This is a genomic window from Rickettsiella endosymbiont of Dermanyssus gallinae (assembly GCF_019285595.1).
GTDB lineage: Bacteria > Pseudomonadota > Gammaproteobacteria > Diplorickettsiales > Diplorickettsiaceae > Rickettsiella_B.
In genome coordinates, this window is record NZ_CP079094.1 from 882,071 (window position 1) to 905,056 (window position 22,986).

The window sequence follows — 22,986 nt, forward strand, 5'->3', positions numbered from 1 at the left end:
TAATATGTTTAAACTTTTATATAATAAAAATAAGGAAGAGGTTTATGGCGAATAGAACAATGTTCTCTGCTGAAAAAGGGGAAGCCCTGGTGAGAGAAAAGGCCTCAGTTATCGATAAAGTCAAAAAAGTGACTGATGGAATTAAAGATTTGCGCAGTTCTATAATGCGATTAATTAAGGTTCTTCTTTTAGACAAAGCGGGGTCTAAAACACCGGTTATTGATGCTTTAGAAAAAGGCGCTAACAATCTAAACGAGATGAAAAACAGCCTTGAGTCAACAGTCTCGCCACTTAATAGTACCGGCATTAATTACCGTAAATAGGTTTATGTATGCCTTATTCAGAACAAGAAGTAGAGATTGCCAGAGAAGTAAAAAAAATATTAGACAAAGGTATTCAAGAAGGTCCCTGGCAAGCTAATTTATTTCTAAAAGGTATAAAAAAAAAATTAGAAGAATTACACAGTCAATTTGAAGCAGACATTGGTCTAGAACACTTGAAGCGAGAGGTCTCTAGCGGTAATGATTCGTTGGGTCAAGGTCTGAATAATACCGCCGAAATTTATATATCGCTTTACCAATCACAGGGCAGTAATATACAAAAGTGGCAAGAAGTTATTGCTTCACTCGTGCATTATTCCATGGGTCGGCCTATCTATAAGAATGAGGATGATGTCCGAGCAGCTATACAGTTAACGGATAGAAATCCTAATAATGCCTATGTGGTGCTGAAGGTGAATGCTGATTCTATCTTAGCTGATTCAGTAGAACAGCCAAGAGTAGATCGAGAAGGGCGTAAACTCCTTATATTGAAGGAAGGGGCCATCACCTTACATAATATTGTTCGTCTAGTGCATGCTTCAGGCCATTATAAACTGGTCGGAAATTTTTTAGTTAAGCAGGCTTGAGTCAACAGGGTGGCCTCAAGTGGCAGAACAGAAATTTTGAGATTGCCATATATAAACGTATACTCACAGCAATTAAAAGAATAACACTTACTTATGCCGCCTTCTTCCGGTCCACAACAGCAATCAGGCGATAATTCGCTTGCACCTTTATGGATTATCATAGCCCTTTTCGTGCTTGGGTGGTTATTGTGGGCATTCTTCCATACGCAAATTGTAGGGTTCACGCTGCTCATTAAATCGTGGGAAGCCCGTTTCATTGCCTTTTTTCTACCGAGTGTTTCCTATCTACCTGCTGAAATAAAGCATTTATCGCCTTCGGCCGTCGCGTTTTCACAATTACTCGATATTAGTCGAACCGTTGGCGAGTACTTACGTTACCCGGTTATTCTAGTGCTAGTTGTATTAGCCTCTATTATTTACTTTGGTCATATCAATATAAACTTTAAAAAAACTTATACCATGAAGTCATTAACGGAGGCGGAACGGCAAAATTGGCCGCAGATTACGCCCGTGGTTAAGCTTAATTTGGTTAAAGAAGATATCGATAAAGGTGCCTGGGCAATGGCTTTAACGCCTATGCAATTTGCAAAGAAGCATCAGCTACTCCGAGAGGAAAAAACAGTATTGACGATGACCGCGACCGCACCGCGTAGTCAAACCAGCGTGCAGATACGACGAGATGTAGCGCATCATGTGTTTACATTACAATTAGGGGATTATTGGCAAGATGTAGAACGTTTAACGCCCTCAACTAAAGCGTTGTTGGCGGTTTTTGCGGCACGGGCTAACCACGATCGTGATGGTGCACTTAAGTTGTTATTACAAATAGCCGAATCAACCCAAACAGGGCGGCTTAATTTTTCCGGTGTTAATGCTTTGTGGGAACAACATAAGCATAATAAAGCGGTTAATCGCGTTATTCATAGCCATGCCTACGTGTTAACCGTAATGGCTTCGATGTTAGAATTAGCAAGAAAAGACGGTGTACTAGCGTCGGCTGATTTTTTATGGTTAAAACCCACGGATAGGGCGTTGTGGTTTATGTTAAATTCAGTGGGGCGGCAAACTGTTTGCTCCGAAGTAGCTGGACCTTTTGCGCATTGGAATGTTGAGCGCGCAATGGGAAGGCGGTTACTGGCGCCTATGGTAGATGAAGCCGTTAATGGTTTGGATGCCGCTATTAAAGATATTTTATATATACCGGACTCCGACTAATGGTTGCTGTTGCACGTGGCTTAGAACAAAAGCATGAACAAGATCCCCGTCGACTATTACGGGATACGCGTACGCTGGGACAGCGTTTTGTTGATTTCTTTAAAAATCCACAAGCCGTTACTATCTTATTAGTAGGATTTGCTTCAGGTTCTTTTTTTCTTCCTGCCATTGCCGACATCGCTTTATTACTCGGCGTTCTTTCTTTTTGGTATGCCTATACCCGTAAAACCTCATTACCGTTTCGTATGCCGCAGCGTGCAAAGCAACTGGATAATAATGACTTAATGCCAAGTAGTAATAAACCGCGTAAAGCGCGCGGTATTTGCTTGTTTGGTAATGAAATTTCTACGGGCGAAGAGCTTTGGTTTAGCAATGATGATATGCGTACCCATTGCTTAATCTTTGGTTCCACCGGTAGTGGTAAAACAGAAGCCTTAGTTTCGCTTGCTTTTAATGCGCTGGTGCAAGGCAGTGGTTTTATCTATGTGGATGGAAAAGGCGATAATAGCTTATACGCTAAAATATTTTCAATGGCGCGTTCGATGGGACGTGAAGACGATATTTTGGTTGTAAACTTTATGACGGGTGCACGGGATATCGTTGGACCCCAAGAGAAACGTTTGTCGAATACCATGAATCCCTTTGCGAACGGTTCATCGAGTATGTTATCGCAGCTCGTGGTGAGCTTGATGGACGGTAGCAGTAAGACCCCCGATGGTGATATGTGGAAAGGGCGTGCGATAGTTTTCGTTGAAGCGTTAATGAAGCTATTGGTTTATATGCGCGATCAAGGCGCTATTTTATTAGATGTACACGTGGTGCGGAATTATTTTGAATTAACACGCGTAGAAAACATTGTAGTCGATAAAGTGTTCCCACGTGATGGTCAGGAACCGTTGAGTTTAAATGAAGTGCCGGACTTAGTCTTGGAGCCGATTACTAACTATCTCATCAACTTACCGGGTTATGATAAATCAAAAAAAGGTAAACAAGTTTCTCAGGTGTTAGAACAGCATGGTTTTATTACCATGCAGTTAACCCGTGTGTTTGGATCGCTAGCGGATACCTATGGGCATATTTTACGGACTAATTTAGCGGAAGTTGATTTAAAGGACGTTGTTTTGAATCGACGCATCTTATTAGTGTTATTACCGGCATTTGAGAAATCACCGGATGAATTGTCTAATTTAGGTAAAATTATTATTGCTTCGCTGAAAGCGATGTTAGCGGCTGGTTTAGGAGAAGAAGTTGAGGGTGATTATAGCGATATTATCGAACGAAAACCCACCAATGCGTTGACGCCTTATTTATGCGTATTAGATGAATATGGTTACTATGCGGTGCCTGGATTTGCTGTGGTTCCCGCACAGGCACGATCCTTAGGTTTTTCTATTGTTTTTGCCGGCCAAGATTTACCTGCTTTTCAAAAGGCTTCTAAAGAAGAAGCGGCCTCTATCGGTGCAAACTGTAATATAAAACTGTGTATGAAATTAGAGGATCCCTTAGAAACTTGGGATTTCTTCTCGAAAAGTGCAGGCGAGGCTTGGGTAACGAAGGTGGATGCTTTCCAAACACGTGCCGAAAGTCTTCTGAATAATTATGCCGATACACGTAGTGCTTCCAGTGAAAAACGTGCGCGTATTGATCTGTTAGACCTGAAAGAACAACGCGAAGGTGAAGCGCATATTTTATTTAAGTCAAAAATTATTCGGGCACGTTTATTTTATGCGAATCCGCTGCCTGTGAAACGGATGCGTTTAAATCAGTTTTTAAAGGTGGGGCTGCCTACCCATCGTGTGATGATCAATCTACAACAGCGATTGATTAACTTTAAAAAGGTGATGGATAAAGACGCATTTGCACTCGATAAATTAGATGAGTCTTCTATTATTGCTGATTTAGCGGATACTTTAAGCGAGGACAGTGATTTAAAGCCAATTGATGCGGCATTAACCGCCTTATTAGCTATACATGAAACAGAAGAAAATGATGAAGCGTTCAGCATTGAAGAAGAAATTTTAGAGACCGGTGAGTTAAATTTATTTAGCAGGCTGAACATTTCAGCTAAATTACAAAGCGTATTATTGGCGGATAATATCGATCAATTTTCCGCGCCTTTCTTAAATCGCAGCGTTACACAAGGGCAAATGGCGGTTATAGAAAAAATATCCGGTAAATTTGAAAAACATGCGCTCAGTATTGCGACAGAAATTGTAAAAGATATGACGGTGGCGACACATTATCCGCCTGAAGTAACCACGGCTTTTTCTGCTGAGGATATAAGAAAAGTAACCGAGGAACTGGTTGAAAGTATTAAGAAGGGACGGGAAGAGCCCCAGAAGGAAAAAGAATAATATACGCTTTGCACTTGAATTTTCGGCGGCGTTCCCGCTAGCCTCGCAATCCTCATGTGTGTTATATACACTGCGGTTGCTTCATTCTTGCAGCGCCTTGCCGAAAACCCCATTGCTGTGCGTATAAAAACGGTAGTCTGGTGTTTTAGAATATAAGTAAAATTAATATCAATATAAGTGTTTAAGCTATGAAATCATGCCATTTTTTTATTTTTAGTGTTTTATTGCTGAGCGGATGTGCAAGTCAACATCCGGTCGCTACGCCCGTGCCAGGTTCTGTGATGTATCAGCAGCAGAATCAAATCGATAATTTAAAAAAAGGGGGGGTACAAGTGATTCAACTTGGGGATGAGCTGCGCTTAGTGCTCCCTACTAAGCGATTTTTCGGCAAAAACACTTATACTTTACAAGCAACCTCGTTGCTTAGCTTGGATCAGATAGTGGCTTTGCTTAATCAGAGAAAAAACTTTGGCATTAGTGTATTAGCGTATACCCCCTCTTTAGAGGTGGCGGATGACTTTAAAGCGAATACCAGTTTAGAACAGCAGCAGGCGCAAGCGATTGTGGACTACCTTTTACAACACGGTTTAAATACACGACTGATTACGGCGAGTGCTTGGACGGGGGTCAGCGATAAGCAAAAACAAGGTACGGGCTGTTTCAGTGATGATGCGCCGGGTGTTTTTTCAGTTGAAATAAGGGCTCGTTTGTTACAGCCGGAGCAGAGTCAATAGTCTTTACGCCTGTAAAATAGGCAAAAATATAAAAAACATTGGCGAATAATTAAATAATACATTTAAAAGTAGCTTTTTCTAATAAGACTAGGTTATAGTTCGCTCAAATAAATCCTGTATAGGTGTAGAGGGGTAAGGTGGGCAGCCGAATTGAGTTAGTGCGGTCTCGAAAAGGTTTTTATCGAGATAATTATAATCGAGTTTGCATCGGGCTTTTGTTAGCCTTGGCGGCTATTTTACTACTCAGCGCTTTAGTTATTTATCTAGCTGTTTTCCGTCCTGTTTCGGATATTTATGCTACTTCTATGGATGGGCAAATAACTCGCTTGGTCTCTCTGGATTCGCCTGTACAAGCGAGTGCTTAATAAGAATAAATTGTAAGAGAGATGATATGAAAGAAGATGCACTCCAAGTCGTTAAATTACGCAATGACTTCTATCGCGATAATTACCGGAAGGTTGTAGCGGCATTACTACTCAGTTTCTTCATTGTGCTGACTTTGGCTGGGGCGTTATTTTATATCGTCACGCATCCGCCTGCGCCACGTTATTTTGCTACGAGCAATGATGGCCGTCTGGTTCCTTTAATTCCCTTTGATCGCCCTAATCTGACTAATTCTACCGTATTGGAGTGGTCTAATACCGCTGCTACAGCCGCTTATAGTTATAATTTTGTTAATTATAGAGAGGCATTACAGCAAGCAGCGGATTATTTTACCCCGGAAGGTAGACAGATGTTTTTCAATGCCGTAAAAAGCTCCAATAATTTGCAGGCAGTGATTGCTAAGAAGCTCATTGTTTCTGCGGTAGCAACGGGCGTGCCTGTTGTGCTCGAGCAGGGTGTTATGTTGGGTCGTTATACGTGGAAAGTACAAATCCCTATGTTAATTACATTTCAAAGTGCCAGCCAATTTTCACAGCAATCGGTTACTGTGACGATGCTTATTGTGCGCGTTTCGCCTTTAACATCGCCTCGTGGTATTGGTATTGCGCAATTCATTGTATCAGGAGGCGGCGGTATTACCGGTTAGTCACACCATGAATAGACCTCTTTTAAAATGGCATCATGGACTTAATTTTATTCGCAGATACCTTTACTGTGTTATGGGAATACTATTAATAGGATTGCTTAGTACGACGGCAGAAGCTGCGGATAATGCGGCAGCACCCACGCAAGCGGCAGCTTCAGCGGGAAATAGTGCCGCAGCAAATAATAATTCTGATGCGAGTGATGGTTCAGTTTCAGTAGGCGTCTTGAATAAAGCAGCATTTGGTTCTATGGCACAAGCCATGCTGCCGATGACACCGGAGCAGATTCAACGCTTAAGAGCGTTGTTTAATCAAACACAGGCGGCAGCGGCAGCAACACCTGGTACGCCACCGCGACCCACTATTTCTTCGCAGTATGTCAAATTAGAGCCCGGTGCAACACCGATAGTGGTTCGTTTATCGCAAGGTTATGTGACAACGGTCGCATTTTTAGATTCTACAGGACAGCCTTGGCCCGTCGATAATTATGACATCGGTAATCCACAGTCGTTTAATATTCAGTGGGATAAAAAAAGTAATTTATTGATGATACAAGCGACGGCTTTATATAGCGTAGGTAATCTTGCGGTGCAGTTGCAAGGCTTATCCACCCCCGTCATGGTGACATTAATTTCTGGTCAAAAGGCCGTTGATTATCGTATTGATCTGCGTATTCCAGGTAATGGCCCGAATGCTAAAGCATTGTTAGGTAGATCGTTGCCGGATAATGCGGATCCGATGTTGTTAAATATTTTAGAAGGCGTTGCGCCACAAGGAAGCACGGCATTAAAGATTTCAGGCGGCCCTGCGCAAGCGTGGTATAGCGGTAGTCACCTGTACGTACGTACACGGTTGACATTAATTTCACCTGCATGGATTGCAACCATGTCCAGTCCTGATGGCATGAAAGCGTATGAAATGCCTAAAACATCGCTTATTTTAGGCTTTCAGGATGGTCAATCAATACAATTAAAAGTTGAAGGGTTTTAAGGATTCCTATGAATCTTAAATTACAAAATATTACACACGCATTTAAGAATGTGAGAACGCGTAGCATTATTATTGTCACGGTCTTAATTCTTTTATTTGGATTTTTATTAGGCTTTAGGCATTTAATGAGTCGAACGGCGCCGGCAGCGGATACCTCGGTTCAATTAAAAGATGCGCCAGGCAACATACAATCTGTTCCGGGTGGCCTTCAACAATCACCATCAGCGGATTATCAACGTCTTCAGCAGCAACAAAATTTGCAACAGGCCGCGCTGGCAGAAAAAACCGGCGCGAGTGTGATTCCTACCTTATTAGATAGCTCTGAATTTAATAGTCAGTCACAGAATCAGTTGGGTGGTTGTACTTCGTGTTGTAAACCTTGTTCCTGTTGTGGAAATAATGCTTCTTCAGCGACTAATTCTTCAGCGGGATCGTTATTACAACCCAGTGATCTACGATCAGGTACCTTAATTTACGATACACAAGGCAAAGTGATTGGTCGTTTAGGACCAGACGGTAAAGTACGTAACCAAAATGGCGAGGTTATCGGTCAAGTAGGGCCAGATGGTTTAGTGCGTACGGCGGACGGTACGGTCATTGGAAGTGCAGCGGTAGCCGCATCGGGTGATCCTGTTTACGATGCAACCGGTCATTTAATCGGTCATGTGGGTGCTGACGGTAAAGTACGTGATCTGAAAGGCGCGGTGATTGGTACGGTTGCTGCCGATGGCATCGTTCGTGATCTGAAAGGCGCGGTGATTGGAAAAGCAGTCAATTCTAAATTAACAAATTCTGGTTCTGGTGCGACAGTTTATGATGCACAAGGTCGTTTACTTGGAACCGTCGGTTCCGATGGCAAAGTGCGTGATGCAAAGGGTAATGTCATTGGTACCGTGGGTGCTGATGGTATTGTGCGTAATGCTGATGGAAAAATTATTGGTAAAACCGGTGTGAGTAGTGTAGGCGCACCGATTTATGATGCACAAGGTCATTTACTTGGAACAGTCGGTTCCGATGGCAAAGTGCGTGATGCAAAAGGTAATGTCATTGGTGAAGTAGATGCTAATGGTATTGCGCGTGATGCCAGCGGAAAAATTATTGGTAAAGCGGGCGTTAATAGCGTAGGCGCACCGGTTTATGATGCACAAGGCCGTTTACTTGGAACCGTCGGTTCTGATGGCAAAGTGCGTGATGAAGATGGCAATGTCATTGGTACCGTCGGTGCTGATGGTATTGTGCGTGATACTGACGGAAAAATTATTGGTAAAACCGGTATGAGTAGCGTAGGCGCACCGGTTCACGATGCACAAGGTCATTTACTTGGAACCGTGGGTTCCGATGGTAAAGTACGTGATGCAAAAGGTAATGTCATTGGTGAAGTAGATGCTAATGGTATTGTGCGTGATGCCGACGGAAAAATTATTGGTAAAACCGGTATGAGTAGCGTAGGCGCACCGGTTTATGATGCACAAGGTCATTTACTTGGAACCGTGGGTTCCGATGGTAAAGTACGTGATGCAAAAGGCAATGTCGTTGGTACCGTCGGTGCTGATGGTATTGTGCGTGATGCCGACGGAAAAATTATTGGTAAAGCCGGTGTTAATAGCGTAGGCGCACCGGTTTATGGTGCACAAGGTCGTTTACTTGGGACCGTCGGTTCTGATGGTAAAGTGCGTGATGAAGACGGCAATGCCATTGGTACCGTCGGTGCTGATGGTATTGTGCGTGATACTGACGGAAAAATTATTGGTAAAACCGGTATGAGTAGCGTAGGCGCACCTGTTTATGATGCACAAGGTCGTTTACTTGGAACCGTTGGAGCAGACGGTAAAGTACGTGATGCAAAAGGCAATGTCATTGGTACCGTAGGCGCTGATGGTATTGTGCGTGATGCGGATGGAAAAATTATTGCAAAAACCGGTGTTAATAGCGTAGGTGCGCCGGTTTACGATGCACAAGGTCGTTTACTTGGAACCGTTGGAGCAGACGGTAAAGTACGCGACACAAAAGGTAATGTCATTGGCCGCGTGAATGCGGACGGTGTTGTGCAGGATGTTAATGGCAAATCAATAGGACGTGCTTATTTAGGTGGCATGGCTAAACGTGCTTCTAGTATTGTTCCGGGCGCACCTGTTTATGATCGTAACGGTAAAATAATGGGAACCGTCGGATCCGATGGTCGTGTACGTGATGCGCATGGAAAGGTTTTAGGTACATTAGCGCGCGATGGAACACTGCGTGATGAAAATCAACAGCTAATAGGAAAAGTGGGTGCTACTGCACCTGGTACACCGGTTTATGATAAGCAAGGTCGATTAGTAGGAACGGTAGGTAGTGATGGTATTGTAAGAGATAGCCAAGGACGAGCCATTGCCAACATGGGATCCGATGGTATTGCGCGTGATGCACAAGGTACCGCTTTAGGTAGTACGACGCCGCCAACTTCATCGGTTAATGATCCGGCAAATCCAAATGCAGCTTTAAATCAAGCGTCTTCCGTGAGTTTATTGCCGAGCGCATCCGATAATGCTAATCCAGCATTGCAGGCTATTCTCGATAGACAAGCACAACAAATATCGGCGCAAAAAGCAGAACAATTACAACAACAAATGCAGTCGTCTATGGCAACGCAGGCAAATCAATTGTTTGTTGCCTGGGCTTCACCCACACAACAATATGTGGCGGGTACGCCTTCTGCGGATAGAAATCTAAGTCTAGGCAGTGTTATGGCTGCTAATGGAACGGCGTTGGCATCCACTGCACCACCCGCTGTTAAAGCAGGAACGATTATGTATGCGGTGCTATTAACCGCGGTGAACAGCGATGAACCGGGTCCTGTGTTAGCAGAAATCGTGCAAGGTAAATTTAAAGGTGCGCGTTTAATTGGTACCTTAAGCAATCAAAAGAAGAAAGTATTACTTTCCTTTAACACCTTAACCTTACCGAAGTTGTCGCAAAGTATTCCTATTAATACCGTCGCGATTGATGACAATACGGCACGTACCGCGTTATCAAGCTATACCAACAACCATTACTGGTTGCGTTACGGGACTTTATTTGCTTCTGCGTTTGTTCAAGGTTATGGACAGTCCTTCTTAGCGTCAAATGCAAACTATTCCGGCGCAATTATTGTTAACCCTGATAATAAAGCGCCTGACTTAAAGCCTAGAGACAGAGTTTTTGTCGGTTTAGGTCAAGTAGGGGTGCAGTATGCCGCCGCTTTAGGCAGTATTTTCAATACGCCACCGACGGTACATGTTTATTCAGGTACGGCGATGGGCATATTATTTCTTTCTGATTTACCGGCATTGCCGCAATAAATTTATTTTTACAACGTTTTATAGTACGAGGCTATGATGGATAAAAAAACTTATAATGTGAACGAAGAAGAGTATCAGTTCCAAGAACCTGAGGCAGCTGCTCACTTTTCTACAACGAGTCCTTCGCCAGAGGCATCGAGTATTTTTGAGCGTATCAACCGTCAGAATATTATTGCCGGATTTATTTTTATTTTATTAATATTTGGTACTTATAAATTACTCAGTGGACTTTTTCACGGCATCAGCAAACAACCTGTGGTTGCAAAGGTTAAACCCATTGCAAAAATAGATCCAAGTAAACAGGGTATGGTGGTTAACGTTGATAATACGACGAGTCGTTTAGATCATTTAGCACAAGGACAATTGGATGTTCAATCCTCAATTCAATCATTGGATTCAGAGCTATCGAGTATTCAAACCACACTGGCTAATTTAACAACCCAGCTTACGCAGGTTAATGATGAAATTCAAAGCCTACACGCGGGCCAAGCAACATTAATTAAAAGCCAAATAAAGCCGGTAAAAAAGCCTATTGCCGAAAAAGAAATACCTAAACCTGTTTATTATGTTCGCGCTATGATTCCTGGCCGTGTTTGGTTAACAACCCAAGAAGGTACGACGCTGACCTTAGGTGTAAGTGATAAATTAGCAGGTTATGGCGTTCTTGATTCGATTAATGTAAATCAAGGCATTGTTACCTTTAGTTCAGGTGCCGTGATTGGTTATAGTCCAGATGATAGATAAGTATTATGTCAGCCATAAAATCTGAGTCTATTAAAAACATAGGTCGTTTTTTACTACCTTTGCTTGCTTGTTTGCTACTGAGTGGATGCTCTAGTATGAGATTTCCAAAAGTAGAAAGCATGTTAGTGAATGTGACGAATGAGTTTCCGAACATCTATCGTTTGATCACAGCAACAGCCTATTTGATGGGTATAGCCTTTATTTTTAGGGGTGTGTATCAGCTGAAGGTGTACGGTGATCTTCGTACTATGATGTCGGTGCAAACTAATTTTAAAGCGACGATGATGGTGTTTTTCGCGGGCGCAGCGCTTTTATATACGCCTACAGCTTTTAAGAGTATGTTACTGTCGACCTTTGCGACAACTACAGTGACCGATCCAATGAGTTACCAGCCTGCAAAAGGGCTATGGAGTCCTTGGGCCTCAGAAGCGGTTTTGCGCTTTATACAATTAATAGGTACTATTTCGTTTATACGTGGTTGGGTTTACCTCACGCATACATCAAATCCTAATGGCCGTAGTACCTTTGGAAAAGCAGTGACGCATATCATTGCCGGCTTATTGGCCATTAATATTGAAGGGACACGGGAAATGCTACAAGCGAGCTTTGGCATTTCTTAAGGTTTTTTATGTTGATAACCCTATTATTATTTACTTGTTTGGAGAGATAAGAATGAAGAATAAATACCTTGCAACAAAACTAGTGCGTCGCTTTATGCGTTGGCAAGCAAAGCTCGCGCTATTTATAGTCCCTTTTCTTTATACGGAATTAGCTAGCGCGAAGGATGGAGATAACTTAGGTGCTATTGCAACCACATTAACGAGCTCTTTTGAGGGTGTGGCTAAACTGATTACTGCGGGTGCTTATATGGCAGGTATCGGTTTTGCAATGGCATCGATGCTTAAATTCAAAGCGCACAAAGATAATCCTACACAAATTCCTATCGGAACACCGATTGCGTTATTGTTTATTGGTGCCGCATTAATATTTTTACCGAATATCTTTGGTATTGCTGGTCAAACGATTTTTGGTGGAACGAGCGGTGCGGGTGGTATTTACGGTGTGACCGGTCTGGCCGGAGGCGCCTAATAAATAGATGCTTCACACTTGAATTTTTGGCTGTATTGCCGAAAGTTCAAGTGCTGTGAGTATAGAGCGGGTAACCCCCGCATCTATTTTAGCGAAATAAACTGATTTATTTTGTTAAAATAGATGCGGGGATACTCGTTTTTAAAAACCACGCCATGGGTGCGCTATAAAAAAGTATTGAGGTTATCCGTATTTATGAATGAAAATAAAAATGATCGTCTGGTAAGGCTTTTTAGAATACAACGCAACTTGTTCGCTTTTATCGTTGCTATCACGACGGGAAGCTATACCGCTATTAGCCATGCAGAGGGAGTAAAAACCCTAGGTGATATGGCGTTAACGATCACGCAGTCATTTTATGGTTTAGCCAAGTTAATCACAGCGGGTGCTTATATGGCAGGCATAGGATTTGTCATGGCATCGATGCTAAAGTTTAAAGCGCATAAAGATAATCCTACGCAAATTCCTATTGGTACACCCATCGCGTTGTTATTTGTGGGTTCCTCACTGATGTTTTTACCGCAAATCTTCTCGATTGCGGGTCAAACCGTCTTTGGCGATACCAGTGGTGCGGCAGGTATTTATGGTACAACCGGGTTAATCGGTAATTAAAAAGAAAAACGTGTTTCCACTTAAATTAAATGTAAATCCCGAAGGTTGGCGCTTTTTTATGCGCCGCAAGCTTGATCTGCGCTTTACTGATTTTAGTAAAAAAATCTTTGCGCGTGATGAGTTTTGTTGTCAATTTTGTGGTTTAGAATCTCGCGATCAGCATGAAATTATTAATTTGGATCACAATTATTTTAATAATAAAGCCTCAAACTTAGTGACTGCCTGTGTTTTGTGTGCACAATGTGTTTTTCTGGAATCTGTAGGTGCGGGCGGACAGGGCGGCGGGGTATTAATTTATTTACCCGAAATAGAACAAAATTATCTGAATGCTTTATGTCATCTTTTATTTCAAGCCATGAATAATAATATAGAATACAAAGAATCGGCTCAAAATGCGTATAGGCACCTTAAATTACGTTCACAAATTATAGAAGCAGAGTGGGGTGAAAATATGCAGGACCCCGCACTGTTTGGACAGTTATTAATTGAATCGGGTCATAAAGCCTCATTACTTGAAAAGGAACTTTTTACATCTATTCGCTTACTGCCTTCACGGGCAGGGTTTAAAAGCGAATATGGCTTGAATGCCTCTTCTTTGATAGCTTGAGGTAGAAAGCAATGGCTAGTTATTTCAACTCTTTTCTAGATGGTATCGATACCTTCCTTGCTTGGTTAAGCACATCGCTGAAACAAACCACGGAATCGTATTGTGATCTGGAAACAGCCGATAGCCCCACCGTTATCGTCGCGCATGATGGTTCTTTAATTTCCTTAATTAAAATTTCAGGTGTGACACAGTTAATTGGTAGCAGTGAATTTGAGCGTTTACATGAAGGCTTAACGCTCAGCTTGCAAACGGCTTTATCGCGTGCGGGGCATGCCTTACAGGTTTTATTTCATTATGATCGAGAAGTGGTTAAGGATTTAATTAATGATACCTTAGCGCCTGGTCAGCAAACCAGTGAGCGCTTAGGCTTAAATCTAAGTGATTTATTTAAAGAACGCGTTTCTTTTTTATCTAAACATTGTGCTTATGAATGCGTGTATTTTGTTTTATGGACGCGTCCTTTAAGTTTGACCACCGAGCAATACCAGCGTTCAACTAAAGACAAACTAAAATTCATACGAGATAAGAAAGTACCGCCTTTTCAGATCACGCAAAATGCAATTGCAGCTATTCCTGATTTACGCGATACGCACGATGCCTTTGTGCGCTCCATTATTCATGATTTATCAACCTTAAATATTGCGGCTAGCCTTTTAGAAGTCCATGATGCGGTGCATGCGATTCGAACCGTGGCGGATCCTCGTTTTACCGATAAAAATTGGCGCCCTAGCTTACCGGGCGATAAAATACTCCCTAAAGAATATGATCGATCCCGCAATACGATTTCGGATGTCTTGTGGCCTTCGCTAGCCCGACAAGTATTGCCTAGAGATGCTGAAAACCTCGATTTAAGAACGGTGCGACTAGGCGATCAAATTTATTCTTGTATTTTTATTGATTTATTACCTAAAGAAATAAAATCGTTTAATGCCTTATTACAAAGGACTTTAGCGGCGCGAATTCCTTGGCGGATCTCATTTTTTATTGAAAGTGATGGTTTACGTACCATCAAATTAAAATCTGTTTTAGCGTCAGTGTTAAGTTTTTCATCGGCACAAAATCGATTGCTCAGTGACGCGAATAATTTATTACAATACATTGCGATCAATACCGATGATGCGGTCGTTCGTTTACGCGTCGCGGCGTGCACCTGGGCGCCTGAGGGTCAGCTTCCTTTACTTAGAACGCGTGCAGCTGAGCTTGCTAAAGCGATAGAAGGGTGGGGTTCTTGTGATGTATCCGAAGTGTCGGGTGATCCGTTTGGTGGCTTAGCATCAACCATGTTAGGTATATCAGCACATAGTGTTGCAACACCCACCATTGTTCCTTTTTCGCAAGTTGTTTACATGCTACCGATTACACGTCCCGCATCGCCGTGGAAAACCGGAGCACAGTTATTTAGAAGTCCTGATGGTAAACCTTGGCCATTTCAACCCGGTTCAAGCGAACAGACGACCTGGATTGATCTGATTTATGCAAGACCCGGTTCCGGTAAATCGGTGCTTTCAAATACCTTAAATTTAGCGCTGTGCTTAGCAGGTGGACTACAACGCTTGCCTCGCATTGCTATTATTGATATTGGTCCTTCAAGTAGCGGCTTGATTTCATTGTTGCGCGAAGCGCTGCCCTTAGAAAATCGCCACTGGGTTGCTTATCATCGTTTACGTATGACGGCGGATTATTCCATTAACCCATTTGATACCCAATTAGGTTGTCGTTATCCAACGCCGCAAGAGCGAAGTTTTTTAGTTAATTTTTTAACGTTATTAACAACACCGTTGGGTGCAACCAAGCCTTACGATGCGATTTCAGATATGACAGGTTTGGTGATTGATGAACTCTATAAAAATCTTGCTGACGATGGAAAACCTTATCCATATACAGCGGGAATTGAACCGTTAGTCGACGGTATTTTAGAAGAAATGGGTTTTATTCCCGATCAGTTGACGACTTGGTGGGAAGTAACCGATGCCTTGTTTATATCGGGTTTCCCGCACGAAGCCATGTTGGCACAACGTTATGCGATGCCTTTATTAGCCGATGCCGCGTCTATTTGTCGTACGCCAATTATCGAAGATTTATATGGAAAAATTACCGCGCCTACCGGTGAAACCTTAATTAATGCCTTTGCGCGCATGATTTCCAGTGCTATTCGAGAATATCCTATTTTATCACGCGTCACGCGCTTTGATTTAGGTGAAGCACGCATTGTATCGCTAGATTTAGATGAAGTCGCAAAGAGTGGTGGTGATGCAGCGGATAGACAAACGGCAGTGATGTATATGTTAGCGCGCTATATATTGGCACGACATTATTACTTAAGTGAAGATAATCTCAGTGATATTTCTAGTCAGTACCGTGATTATCACAAACAACGTATTGCTGAATTAAGAGAAGATCCCAAGCGTATTGTATTTGATGAATTTCACCGTACCTCAAAAGCGAAAGCGGTACGTGATCAAGTTGTGGTGGATATGCGTGAAGGACGTAAATGGAACATTCAAATTGCCTTGTTATCGCAATCTTTAGATGATTTTGATGAGGTCATGGTAGAGTTTGCAACTTCTATTTATATTATGGATGCAGGCCCTGCACAATCAGTAGAAAAGTCCGCTAAGATATTTGGTTTGTCACCTACTGCAACCATTGCTTTACGTACGCGTGTGCATGGACCACGGGAAGGCGGTGCGACTTTCTTAGCACAGTTTGCAACTAAAGAAGGGATGAATACCCAATTATTGACCTTAACCTTAGGCCCTATCGAATTATGGGCATTTAGTACCACCGTAGAAGATGCTAATTTACGTAATAGACTTTACCACCAGTTGGGGCCGGTTGAGACGCGTCGCGTATTAGCACGCTTATTTCCGAATGGAACCATAAAAAAATTAGTTGAAAAACGCTTAGCTAACTTGAAAGAAGAACAGGGACTGATTACGGAAGATTCACGTTTAGGCTTAGTCGAGCAAATCGCTGAAGAAATTATCGATGCCTATACCAAAAATCCGCAGCTACAATCTTTGCCTATTTAAGGCGCCATCCTTCGATGAGACAGGAAAGCATTGTGAAAGCAATGCGAAGTCGAAGAGCCCGCGATAGGCGTGCGTTGACGGGCGAAGCAGGAAACGCATCACGCCGTAAAGTCATTTGTGGGAGGCACGGGCATGAACTCCGAAGGAGTGACTGCGTGCCGGACGCAGGACGTATCGCGGCCTAATTTCAGTCGCGTCATGCGAACGAATTTCGGGGACACGATGGCCGAAATTCTTCGGGAGCATAGCGACTCACTTGTTAGTTTACAGGCTCAGAAACGCATTCAGCTAAAGCCTGTTTGAGTTTATTGAATGATCCCAACTATAAACCATTGAAAGAACTTTTATTTTCAAAACAAACGAGTTTGCTGCGTGAAGACTTATTTAGCGTATCAAATAATGTTGACCCCTTCTCGGTAGCTTCTGCGCGCTACCAGCAATCTCTGTATAGCGCCTTTGGTATTACTAAAAACGACAAGAATAGCTCGGCTGATCAATTAGATTCCGTCATGACAGAGCTTGTCTATAAGCCCTAAATTCTAGCCTTTTAATATTTTGTTAATATTGGGCTAATATTGGGTTAATACTAGTTTGATACGCTATTGAATAAGATTATTTATTTTGTTTGATAGTATGACTAATATAAGAGTGCATCTTTTAAATTTTCATAGTGTGTTTAATTCGCATATTGAGATTGTGTTAGAAGATCTATCTTCCAAAGCCCCTGCTTTTTATAGTATTAATCGCTGGGAAACGCCTCTCAATAAATGGAGTAGAGACCCTAATAACTGTATCCAACGAGCCAGTTCAGTTTATAGCTTTGATATTGTTGCGGATCCCGCTGCGATCACTGAAAATTGGAACCAATACTGGGATGATACTTCGCAGAATGCGAGTATTTTGAGCGAGAATTGTGCCGTGGCAGCACAATGGTTTCTGAGTGAATTTGCAAATATTCCAAAGCCTGACTCTTCTAATGTTAGCTTGAATTACCTTAGCTGTGGGATTGTATGGCCTAGTTTTATTCCCTGTTTTGTAACGCTTCCAGGTCGTGTATTCGCCAACGCTAAGTTTCATGCCGAAGCCGAAAATAATCCGGAAATGGCTGCGCAATATAAGCGATTATTAGAGTATACCTATAAGGCACTGGCTGTATTGGCTTTTGGAATTACTTCAACCTTGGCCGTTACGGTGGTATTGCCTTTAGCCATTGCGGTGTTAACCATAGGTGTTACAGCGGTAATAGCCGTTGGTTGTGTGGTAGTTGGATCTTCAAATGCATATCACTTTTTTAAAACGAAGGACTCGCCGAAGCATGGACTGCCGAAGGAACTCGTTTCAGAAAAGTATATTGAGGCCATGGACAATTTTTTGTCAAATGAAAATGCTAGCACGCCTGCGCTAGCGGCTTAATAAGGCGGCTTATTTTTGAGGTATTATTTCAATACGTAAGGCATGGATTTCGGTGCCTACCGTGTTGCCTAGTGCTGAGTAAACAAGTCGGTGGCATTCTATAAGCGGCTTGGTTTGAAAAAGCGGTGAGCTAATACGAACCGTAAAATGGCCAGCGCCTTCTTCGGAATGGCCGATATGCTGAGCGCCGTCATCAATAATTTCTAAATACGTGGGCGCTAAGGCTTGCGAAAGTTTAGTTTGCAGCGAGGCGATACGATCATCGGTTTTAGTTGTTTTCATGTTTTTTCATCGGATTGAATATAACGACTCAGATAAATAGCTTGAATCAAAATAAATAAAAAAGTGATGCCTAAGAAACCAAATAATTTGAAATTGACCCAGGTGTTGGTATCAAACGAATAAGCAACCCATAAATTAATGCCACCCATCAACATAAAAAAAACAAACCAGTTTCTATTTAAGGACGACCATACGGTATTAGGTAAGGTAATATTGGTTTCTAAGAGATGCTGTATGAACGGTTTTTTGCCAATATAATGTGAAATAAGGGCGACAAAAGCTAAGAGCCAATACAGTACGGTGGGTTTCCATTTGATAAATAATTCATTATGCAAAAGTAAGGTACTGCCACCAAATAAGAGGATGAGGATAAGGCTAATAAGTTGTATACTAGGCAGCGATCGGTGCTTGACCCAGTAACTGATGACTTGGACAAGGCTGATTAAAATAGCGGCTGCTGTGGCAACATAAATACCATAGAACTTATAAACCACAAAGAAGGCAGCAATCGGTAAAAAATCAAAAAGTAAGCGCATGTAGTGGAAAGGGTGGGCTAAATTAGCCTTTAGTATATAACAGTGCTCCGTGTTTAGGAAAGAGTGGTAGCAGTGAGTCAGTTTTTTAAAATCCATCCCGACAACCCCCAACTTCATTTGATTCGTCAGGCGGCTGGCTTCTTGATAAAAGGGGGGCTAATTGTTTACCCTACCGACTCCGCCTATGCCTTAGGCTGTCAAATGCGTAATAAGGCAGGTATTCAACGCTTGCGACAAATCCGTGAGTTAGATGATAGGCATTCTTTAACACTGTTATGCCGTGATCTTTCTGAGCTAGCGACGTATGCGCAGCTTGAAAACCCTATTTTTCGTCTGTTAAAAGCCAATACGCCAGGCCCCTATACCTTTATATTGCCGGCTACCCAAGAAGTTTCTAAAACGATCATGAATACCAAGCGCAAAACAGTGGGGGTACGTATTCCAGATAATAAAATTGTGCCCGCACTGTTAGAGATGCTCGATCAGCCGTTAGTCAGTAGTAGCTTGATTTTGCCGGGTGCCGATTTACCTTTATTAGAGCCTGAAGCCATGCGTGATATGCTGGGCAAGCGGGTGGATTTAATTATTGATGGCGGACCCTGTGGTTTAGAGCCAAGCACCGTGGTTGATTTAGTGGATGGTCTGCCAAGAATTATTCGTAAGGGAAAGGGCGATATTACCCCCTTTCTTTAATATATCGCGGAAATCTATAAGTATATAAAAATTAAAGAGAAAGCTATGAAAGTTCGTACACGTTTCGCACCCAGTCCCACTGGTTATTTACATATTGGTGGCGTCAGAACAGCCTTGTATAGCTGGTTGTATGCAAAAAAACAAAAGGGAGAATTTGTATTACGCATAGAAGATACCGATTTAGAGCGTTCAACACCGGAAGCGGTTGATATTATTTTAGAAGGATTACAGTGGTTAGGTTTAACATGGGATGAAGGTCCTTTTTATCAAAGCCAACGCTTAGCGCGTTATCAAGCGGTATTAGATCAATTACTCAGCGAAGACAAAGCCTATCGTTGCTATTGTTCTAAAGAACGTTTGACGGCTTTGCGCGAAGAGCAACTCCAGCAGCAAAAAAAACCACGCTACGATGGTCATTGTAGAGACCGTAAAACAGTGCTAGCCAATCAACCGTTTGTCATTCGTTTTCGTAATCCATTAGAAGGCGAAGTGGTGGTGGCGGATCAGGTACATGGAAATGTGACCTTTCAAAATGCAGAGCTGGATGACTTAATTATTGCCCGAAGCGATGGTTCGCCCACTTATAATTTTACGGTGGTTGTAGACGATTGGGATATGAAAATTACCCATGTGATTCGCGGCGATGATCATCTGAATAATACACCGCGTCAAATTAATTTATTATTGGCGTTAGGCGCGCATTTACCTATCTATGCGCATGTGCCTATGATTCTGGGCCCCGATGGAAAAAAACTCAGCAAGCGACAAGGTGCCGCGAACGTATTGGAATATCGAGAAGAAGGTTATTTAGCGGATGCCTTATTAAATTATTTAGTCAGATTAGGTTGGTCACACGGCGATCAAGAAATTTTTTCACGTGAAGAGATGATTAATCTGTTTGATATCGCTGATTTAAATAAATCGCCGGCGGCAATTAATCCAGATAAATTAAGTTGGCTCAACCAACATTATTTAAAAACCGATGATCCCAGAAAAATAACGCAGTTATTAGAAAAAGAAATGCAACAATTGGGCGTCAAGACACAAGGAGAGGGATTACCTGATTTACAAGATGTTGTTATGTTGCAACGTGAGCGTGTTAAAACGCTACGAGAAATGGCAGAAAAAAGTCGCTTTTTTTACGAAGCAAATTTTTCTGTGCCACAAAGCTTTCCTGAGGATGTTTTATCGGCATTAAAAGCACTGCAAGTTCAGTTTACGCAACTCAATGATTGGGGCGATGAGTCACTGCATCAGATTCTGGTTGAAACCGCGGCGCAGTTTTCATTAAAACTAGGTAAATTAGCGCCGCTGTTACGTCTTGTTGTGACCGGTTTGCAAGTATCACCACCTATTAATGCGACGCTGCGCTTGCTAGGTAAAAAAGAAGTGTTAGCGCGTATGAAAAAAATCTTGGTTTAAGCCTCATTGTCACAGCGGGCCCGCGCCTATCTTCATAAAAAATACGGCCTTGTAATGGTAGACCTCATTGCGATTGCCGCGCTTCGCTCGCAATGACAGCGTAAGCGCGCGCTAATCTAGCCAGCGCTTCATTCGTTTTTAGCCGTATATCCCTATTGGTAAACACATTACCTTCAATAAATTATACTTTATTGAATATTCATTTCATGTTGTTTATTCTGATTTAAATCATCAATAAAAAAAGGATTTTTCATGCCGGCTACGGTTGTTAGCAATCTTTATTTTTCCTTTATTTTTCGCATCTATAAGACTTCGGGGCTGCGCTTCAAGTTTTAAAGAATTGCGCTTTAAATAATTCTAATACTAATAATTTTAAGGAGAATTTTTCTTATGCCAAGAATAACAAATCAAATTTATAGTGATGGTCTTCGTAACCGTCGTTCAGCTGAACAGTATAGTGGGGTAGGTTCTTTTCAGCTAGAGGACTGTTTCACTGGAAATATAGAAGAACAGTGTAAAATTAACTGGGACGATGTGGATGAATTTAATGCAGAGAAAGAGAAAAATAGAGAATTTAGTGAAATAAAAATTAACAGTGACGAATACCTAGCATTTCTTAAAAAAGATTCTTCGATGCCAGATGCTAAATTACATCAATTAATTGAGTTGGTGGATAAGGATTCTCTCAAGGGTACGCCAGAAAGCCACAAGTGAGTCGCTATGCTCCCGAAGAATTTCGGCCATCGTGTCCCCGAAATTCGTTCGCATGACGCGACTGAAATTAGGCCGCGATACGTCCTGCGTCCGGCACGCACTCACTCCTTCGGAGTTCATGCCCGTGCCTCCCACAAATGACTTTACGGCGTGATGCGTTTCCTGCTTCGCCCGTCAACGCACGCCTATCGCGGGCTCTTCGACTTCGCATTGCTTTCACAATGCTTTCCTGTCTCATCGAATGTGGGAATGGAAAAGCCGGTGACCATAATCCAGCCGTCCCTCTCGGGCACTGATGCCGGTAAGTATCTGCTAGTACGGACTTCTTTGAGTAACGCCGTAGCGAGTATTACGCCGCTAGGTATCGATGTGGCAGCGATGGGTAGGGACAAGGTCTATGACAGTACTCCTGCTGCGCAAGTGACGTTGGCGAGCGATAGCGTATTACCCGGTGATAAAGTTAATTTGATGGCAGACACCGCTAATTTTGTAGATAAACATGCTGGGACGAATAAAGCCGTGAAGGTTGGTGATATTCGAGTAGAAGGCACCGATAAAGGTAATTACCAAATTAACAATCCTAAAGTCAGTACGGTGGCTACTATCGTACCGTTACATGTTAACGTAATAGCGACGGCAGCGGACAAGGCCTATGATGGAACGCCTGCCGCCCAAGTGAGGTTGATAAGCAACGAGGTGTTACCTGGTGATAGCATTTACTTCAGCGGTATAGGTAGCTTTGAAGATAAAAATATAGGGACGAATAAATTAGTGAATGTTACTGATATTCACGTAGGTGGAGCAGACAGTCATACGATGAGACAGGAAAGCATTGTGAAAGCAATGCGAAGTCGAAGAGCCCGCGATAGGCGTGCGTTGACGGGCGAAGCAGGAAACGCATCACGCCGTAAAGTCATTTGTGGGAGGCACGGGCATGAACTCCGAAGGAGTGAGTGCGTGCCGGACGCAGGACGTATCGCGGCCTAATTTCAGTCGCGTCATGCGAACGAATTTCGGGGACACGATGGCCGAAATTCTTCGGGAGCATAGCGACTCACTTGATTACATTGCTAACAATTGTAAACTTTGTGTCACAGCGAATATTACGCCTCGCGATATCCATGTGGCAGCCGCTGATAGGCAAGCGGTACAACGGAGTGCAAAGATTGCCAAAGTGAGATTGACGCGTTAAGCACTTATAGAGAAATATTTTTTAGTGTGAAAGTCTAATACTGTCGTCATTGCGAGTACCAAGGGTATGAAAGCGATCCAGACTAGATTTCCGCGTGCCTAT

At 42.6% G+C, this 22,986-nt stretch carries 26 protein-coding genes; 23 read left to right on the plus strand and 3 right to left on the minus strand.

The window, feature by feature from the left end; all coding sequences use genetic code 11:
- Positions 1-44 precede the first annotated feature (44 nt).
- The 18 genes from KX723_RS04415 (at position 45) to KX723_RS04500 (ending at position 18,045) form a co-directional block, all read left to right on the plus strand.
- Positions 45-323: a hypothetical protein gene (locus KX723_RS04415; RefSeq protein ID WP_218814847.1), complete on the plus strand. Its 279-nt coding sequence runs from the start codon at positions 45-47 to the stop codon at positions 321-323.
- Between the two features lie 8 nt (positions 324-331).
- Positions 332-907 carry a Dot/Icm secretion system protein IcmQ gene (gene icmQ, locus KX723_RS04420; RefSeq protein WP_218814848.1) on the plus strand — a complete coding sequence of 192 codons (576 nt, stop codon included), beginning with the start codon at positions 332-334 and terminating at the stop codon, positions 905-907.
- 93 nt (positions 908-1,000) lie between these two features.
- Positions 1,001-2,122: a type IVB secretion system coupling complex protein DotM/IcmP gene (icmP, locus tag KX723_RS04425; RefSeq protein ID WP_218814849.1), complete on the plus strand. Its 1,122-nt coding sequence runs from the start codon at positions 1,001-1,003 to the stop codon at positions 2,120-2,122.
- A complete protein-coding gene (locus KX723_RS04430) occupies positions 2,122-4,476 on the plus strand; it encodes a TraM recognition domain-containing protein (protein WP_218814850.1) in 2,355 nt (784 codons plus the stop codon). The genes icmP and KX723_RS04430 overlap by 1 nt, the downstream gene beginning before the upstream one ends.
- Positions 4,477-4,664: 188 nt before the next feature.
- Complete coding sequence (locus KX723_RS04435; protein WP_218814851.1) at positions 4,665-5,210, plus strand: OmpA family protein; 546 nt, start codon at positions 4,665-4,667, stop codon at positions 5,208-5,210.
- A gap of 158 nt (positions 5,211-5,368) precedes the next feature.
- Positions 5,369-5,575, plus strand: a complete 207-nt coding sequence (locus KX723_RS04440) for a type IV secretion protein IcmL (RefSeq protein WP_246562554.1) — start codon at positions 5,369-5,371, stop codon at positions 5,573-5,575.
- A 26-nt stretch (positions 5,576-5,601) separates the two neighbouring features.
- Positions 5,602-6,240, plus strand: a complete 639-nt coding sequence (locus KX723_RS04445) for a type IVB secretion system apparatus protein IcmL/DotI (protein WP_218814853.1) — start codon at positions 5,602-5,604, stop codon at positions 6,238-6,240.
- Positions 6,197-7,228, plus strand: coding sequence for a DotH/IcmK family type IV secretion protein (locus KX723_RS04450; protein ID WP_246562556.1), 1,032 nt, complete (start codon positions 6,197-6,199; stop codon positions 7,226-7,228). Before KX723_RS04445 ends, KX723_RS04450 begins: the two co-directional genes overlap by 44 nt.
- Before the next feature lie 8 nt (positions 7,229-7,236).
- Positions 7,237-10,548 carry a 5-fold beta-flower protein gene (locus KX723_RS04455; protein WP_218814854.1) on the plus strand — a complete coding sequence of 1,104 codons (3,312 nt, stop codon included), beginning with the start codon at positions 7,237-7,239 and terminating at the stop codon, positions 10,546-10,548.
- A 33-nt stretch (positions 10,549-10,581) separates the two neighbouring features.
- Positions 10,582-11,292, plus strand: a complete 711-nt coding sequence (locus KX723_RS04460) for a hypothetical protein (RefSeq protein WP_218814855.1) — start codon at positions 10,582-10,584, stop codon at positions 11,290-11,292.
- 95 nt (positions 11,293-11,387) lie between these two features.
- Entirely contained in the window at positions 11,388-11,912 is a 525-nt protein-coding gene (locus tag KX723_RS04465; protein ID WP_218814856.1) for a type IV secretion protein IcmC, read from the plus strand.
- 52 nt (positions 11,913-11,964) lie between these two features.
- A complete protein-coding gene (locus tag KX723_RS04470; protein ID WP_218814857.1) occupies positions 11,965-12,381 on the plus strand; it encodes a type IV secretion protein IcmD in 417 nt (138 codons plus the stop codon).
- Between the two features lie 195 nt (positions 12,382-12,576).
- On the plus strand, positions 12,577-12,993 hold the full coding sequence (locus KX723_RS04475) for a DUF6750 family protein (RefSeq protein WP_218814858.1): 417 nt from the start codon (positions 12,577-12,579) through the stop codon (positions 12,991-12,993).
- A gap of 10 nt (positions 12,994-13,003) precedes the next feature.
- Entirely contained in the window at positions 13,004-13,600 is a 597-nt protein-coding gene (gene icmJ / locus KX723_RS04480) for a type IVB secretion system protein IcmJDotN (protein ID WP_218814859.1), read from the plus strand.
- A gap of 11 nt (positions 13,601-13,611) precedes the next feature.
- Positions 13,612-16,632 (plus strand): type IV secretion protein IcmB, encoded by a 3,021-nt coding sequence (locus tag KX723_RS04485; protein WP_218814860.1) that lies wholly within the window; start codon positions 13,612-13,614, stop codon positions 16,630-16,632.
- A gap of 14 nt (positions 16,633-16,646) precedes the next feature.
- The gene (locus KX723_RS04490) at positions 16,647-16,817 is read left to right on the plus strand and encodes a hypothetical protein (RefSeq protein ID WP_218814861.1); all 171 of its coding nucleotides are present in this window, start codon (positions 16,647-16,649) and stop codon (positions 16,815-16,817) included.
- Between the two features lie 114 nt (positions 16,818-16,931).
- Entirely contained in the window at positions 16,932-17,168 is a 237-nt protein-coding gene (locus KX723_RS04495; RefSeq protein WP_218814862.1) for a hypothetical protein, read from the plus strand.
- Between the two features lie 97 nt (positions 17,169-17,265).
- Positions 17,266-18,045, plus strand: coding sequence for a hypothetical protein (locus tag KX723_RS04500; protein ID WP_218814863.1), 780 nt, complete (start codon positions 17,266-17,268; stop codon positions 18,043-18,045).
- A gap of 9 nt (positions 18,046-18,054) precedes the next feature.
- Here KX723_RS04500 and KX723_RS04505 read toward each other — a convergent pair whose 3' ends face one another.
- Both KX723_RS04505 and KX723_RS04510 read right to left on the minus strand, forming a co-directional pair.
- Complete coding sequence (locus KX723_RS04505) at positions 18,055-18,327, minus strand: BolA family protein (RefSeq protein ID WP_218814864.1); 273 nt, start codon at positions 18,325-18,327, stop codon at positions 18,055-18,057.
- Positions 18,324-18,863 (minus strand): septation protein A, encoded by a 540-nt coding sequence (locus tag KX723_RS04510; RefSeq protein ID WP_218814865.1) that lies wholly within the window; start codon positions 18,861-18,863, stop codon positions 18,324-18,326. The genes KX723_RS04505 and KX723_RS04510 overlap by 4 nt, the downstream gene beginning before the upstream one ends.
- 72 nt (positions 18,864-18,935) lie before the next feature.
- Here KX723_RS04510 and KX723_RS04515 point away from each other — a divergent pair, with 72 nt between their 5' ends.
- The 3 genes from KX723_RS04515 (at position 18,936) to KX723_RS04525 (ending at position 21,692) form a co-directional block, all read left to right on the plus strand.
- Positions 18,936-19,556: an L-threonylcarbamoyladenylate synthase gene (locus KX723_RS04515; RefSeq protein WP_218814866.1), complete on the plus strand. Its 621-nt coding sequence runs from the start codon at positions 18,936-18,938 to the stop codon at positions 19,554-19,556.
- A gap of 45 nt (positions 19,557-19,601) precedes the next feature.
- Positions 19,602-20,978, plus strand: coding sequence for a glutamate--tRNA ligase (gene gltX, locus KX723_RS04520; protein WP_218814867.1), 1,377 nt, complete (start codon positions 19,602-19,604; stop codon positions 20,976-20,978).
- Between the two features lie 390 nt (positions 20,979-21,368).
- Positions 21,369-21,692: a hypothetical protein gene (locus KX723_RS04525; RefSeq protein ID WP_218814868.1), complete on the plus strand. Its 324-nt coding sequence runs from the start codon at positions 21,369-21,371 to the stop codon at positions 21,690-21,692.
- 67 nt (positions 21,693-21,759) lie between these two features.
- Here the strand turns inward: KX723_RS04525 and KX723_RS04530 are convergent, their stop codons facing one another.
- Positions 21,760-21,930, minus strand: a complete 171-nt coding sequence (locus KX723_RS04530) for a hypothetical protein (protein WP_218813323.1) — start codon at positions 21,928-21,930, stop codon at positions 21,760-21,762.
- A gap of 23 nt (positions 21,931-21,953) precedes the next feature.
- Between KX723_RS04530 and KX723_RS04535 the strand changes: the two genes are divergently transcribed.
- Together KX723_RS04535 and KX723_RS04540 are read left to right on the plus strand one after the other, a co-directional pair.
- Complete coding sequence (locus KX723_RS04535; protein WP_218814869.1) at positions 21,954-22,679, plus strand: YDG domain-containing protein; 726 nt, start codon at positions 21,954-21,956, stop codon at positions 22,677-22,679.
- A 37-nt stretch (positions 22,680-22,716) separates the two neighbouring features.
- Complete coding sequence (locus tag KX723_RS04540) at positions 22,717-22,884, plus strand: hypothetical protein (protein WP_218814870.1); 168 nt, start codon at positions 22,717-22,719, stop codon at positions 22,882-22,884.
- The last annotated feature ends 102 nt before the right edge of the window (positions 22,885-22,986 follow it).

Excerpts from the sequence above, each read along its gene's own strand:
- KX723_RS04415 (WP_218814847.1), top strand. The coding sequence starts at position 45 with ATGGCGAATAGAACAATGTTCTCTGCTGAAAAAGGGGAAGCCCTGGTG.
- icmQ (WP_218814848.1), top strand. The coding sequence starts at position 332 with ATGCCTTATTCAGAACAAGAAGTAGAGATTGCCAGAGAAGTAAAAAAA.
- icmP (WP_218814849.1), top strand. The coding sequence starts at position 1,001 with ATGCCGCCTTCTTCCGGTCCACAACAGCAATCAGGCGATAATTCGCTT.
- KX723_RS04430 (WP_218814850.1), top strand. The coding sequence starts at position 2,122 with ATGGTTGCTGTTGCACGTGGCTTAGAACAAAAGCATGAACAAGATCCC.
- KX723_RS04435 (WP_218814851.1), top strand. The coding sequence starts at position 4,665 with ATGAAATCATGCCATTTTTTTATTTTTAGTGTTTTATTGCTGAGCGGA.
- KX723_RS04445 (WP_218814853.1), top strand. The coding sequence starts at position 5,602 with ATGAAAGAAGATGCACTCCAAGTCGTTAAATTACGCAATGACTTCTAT.
- KX723_RS04455 (WP_218814854.1), top strand. The coding sequence starts at position 7,237 with ATGAATCTTAAATTACAAAATATTACACACGCATTTAAGAATGTGAGA.
- KX723_RS04460 (WP_218814855.1), top strand. The coding sequence starts at position 10,582 with ATGATGGATAAAAAAACTTATAATGTGAACGAAGAAGAGTATCAGTTC.
- KX723_RS04465 (WP_218814856.1), top strand. The coding sequence starts at position 11,388 with ATGAGATTTCCAAAAGTAGAAAGCATGTTAGTGAATGTGACGAATGAG.
- KX723_RS04470 (WP_218814857.1), top strand. The coding sequence starts at position 11,965 with ATGAAGAATAAATACCTTGCAACAAAACTAGTGCGTCGCTTTATGCGT.
- KX723_RS04475 (WP_218814858.1), top strand. The coding sequence starts at position 12,577 with ATGAATGAAAATAAAAATGATCGTCTGGTAAGGCTTTTTAGAATACAA.
- KX723_RS04485 (WP_218814860.1), top strand. The coding sequence starts at position 13,612 with ATGGCTAGTTATTTCAACTCTTTTCTAGATGGTATCGATACCTTCCTT.
- KX723_RS04490 (WP_218814861.1), top strand. The coding sequence starts at position 16,647 with ATGAGACAGGAAAGCATTGTGAAAGCAATGCGAAGTCGAAGAGCCCGC.
- KX723_RS04500 (WP_218814863.1), top strand. The coding sequence starts at position 17,266 with ATGACTAATATAAGAGTGCATCTTTTAAATTTTCATAGTGTGTTTAAT.
- KX723_RS04505 (WP_218814864.1), bottom strand. The coding sequence starts at position 18,327 with ATGAAAACAACTAAAACCGATGATCGTATCGCCTCGCTGCAAACTAAA.
- KX723_RS04510 (WP_218814865.1), bottom strand. The coding sequence starts at position 18,863 with ATGCGCTTACTTTTTGATTTTTTACCGATTGCTGCCTTCTTTGTGGTT.
- gltX (WP_218814867.1), top strand. The coding sequence starts at position 19,602 with ATGAAAGTTCGTACACGTTTCGCACCCAGTCCCACTGGTTATTTACAT.
- KX723_RS04525 (WP_218814868.1), top strand. The coding sequence starts at position 21,369 with ATGCCAAGAATAACAAATCAAATTTATAGTGATGGTCTTCGTAACCGT.
- KX723_RS04530 (WP_218813323.1), bottom strand. The coding sequence starts at position 21,930 with ATGAGACAGGAAAGCATTGTGAAAGCAATGCGAAGTCGAAGAGCCCGC.
- KX723_RS04540 (WP_218814870.1), top strand. The coding sequence starts at position 22,717 with ATGGCCGAAATTCTTCGGGAGCATAGCGACTCACTTGATTACATTGCT.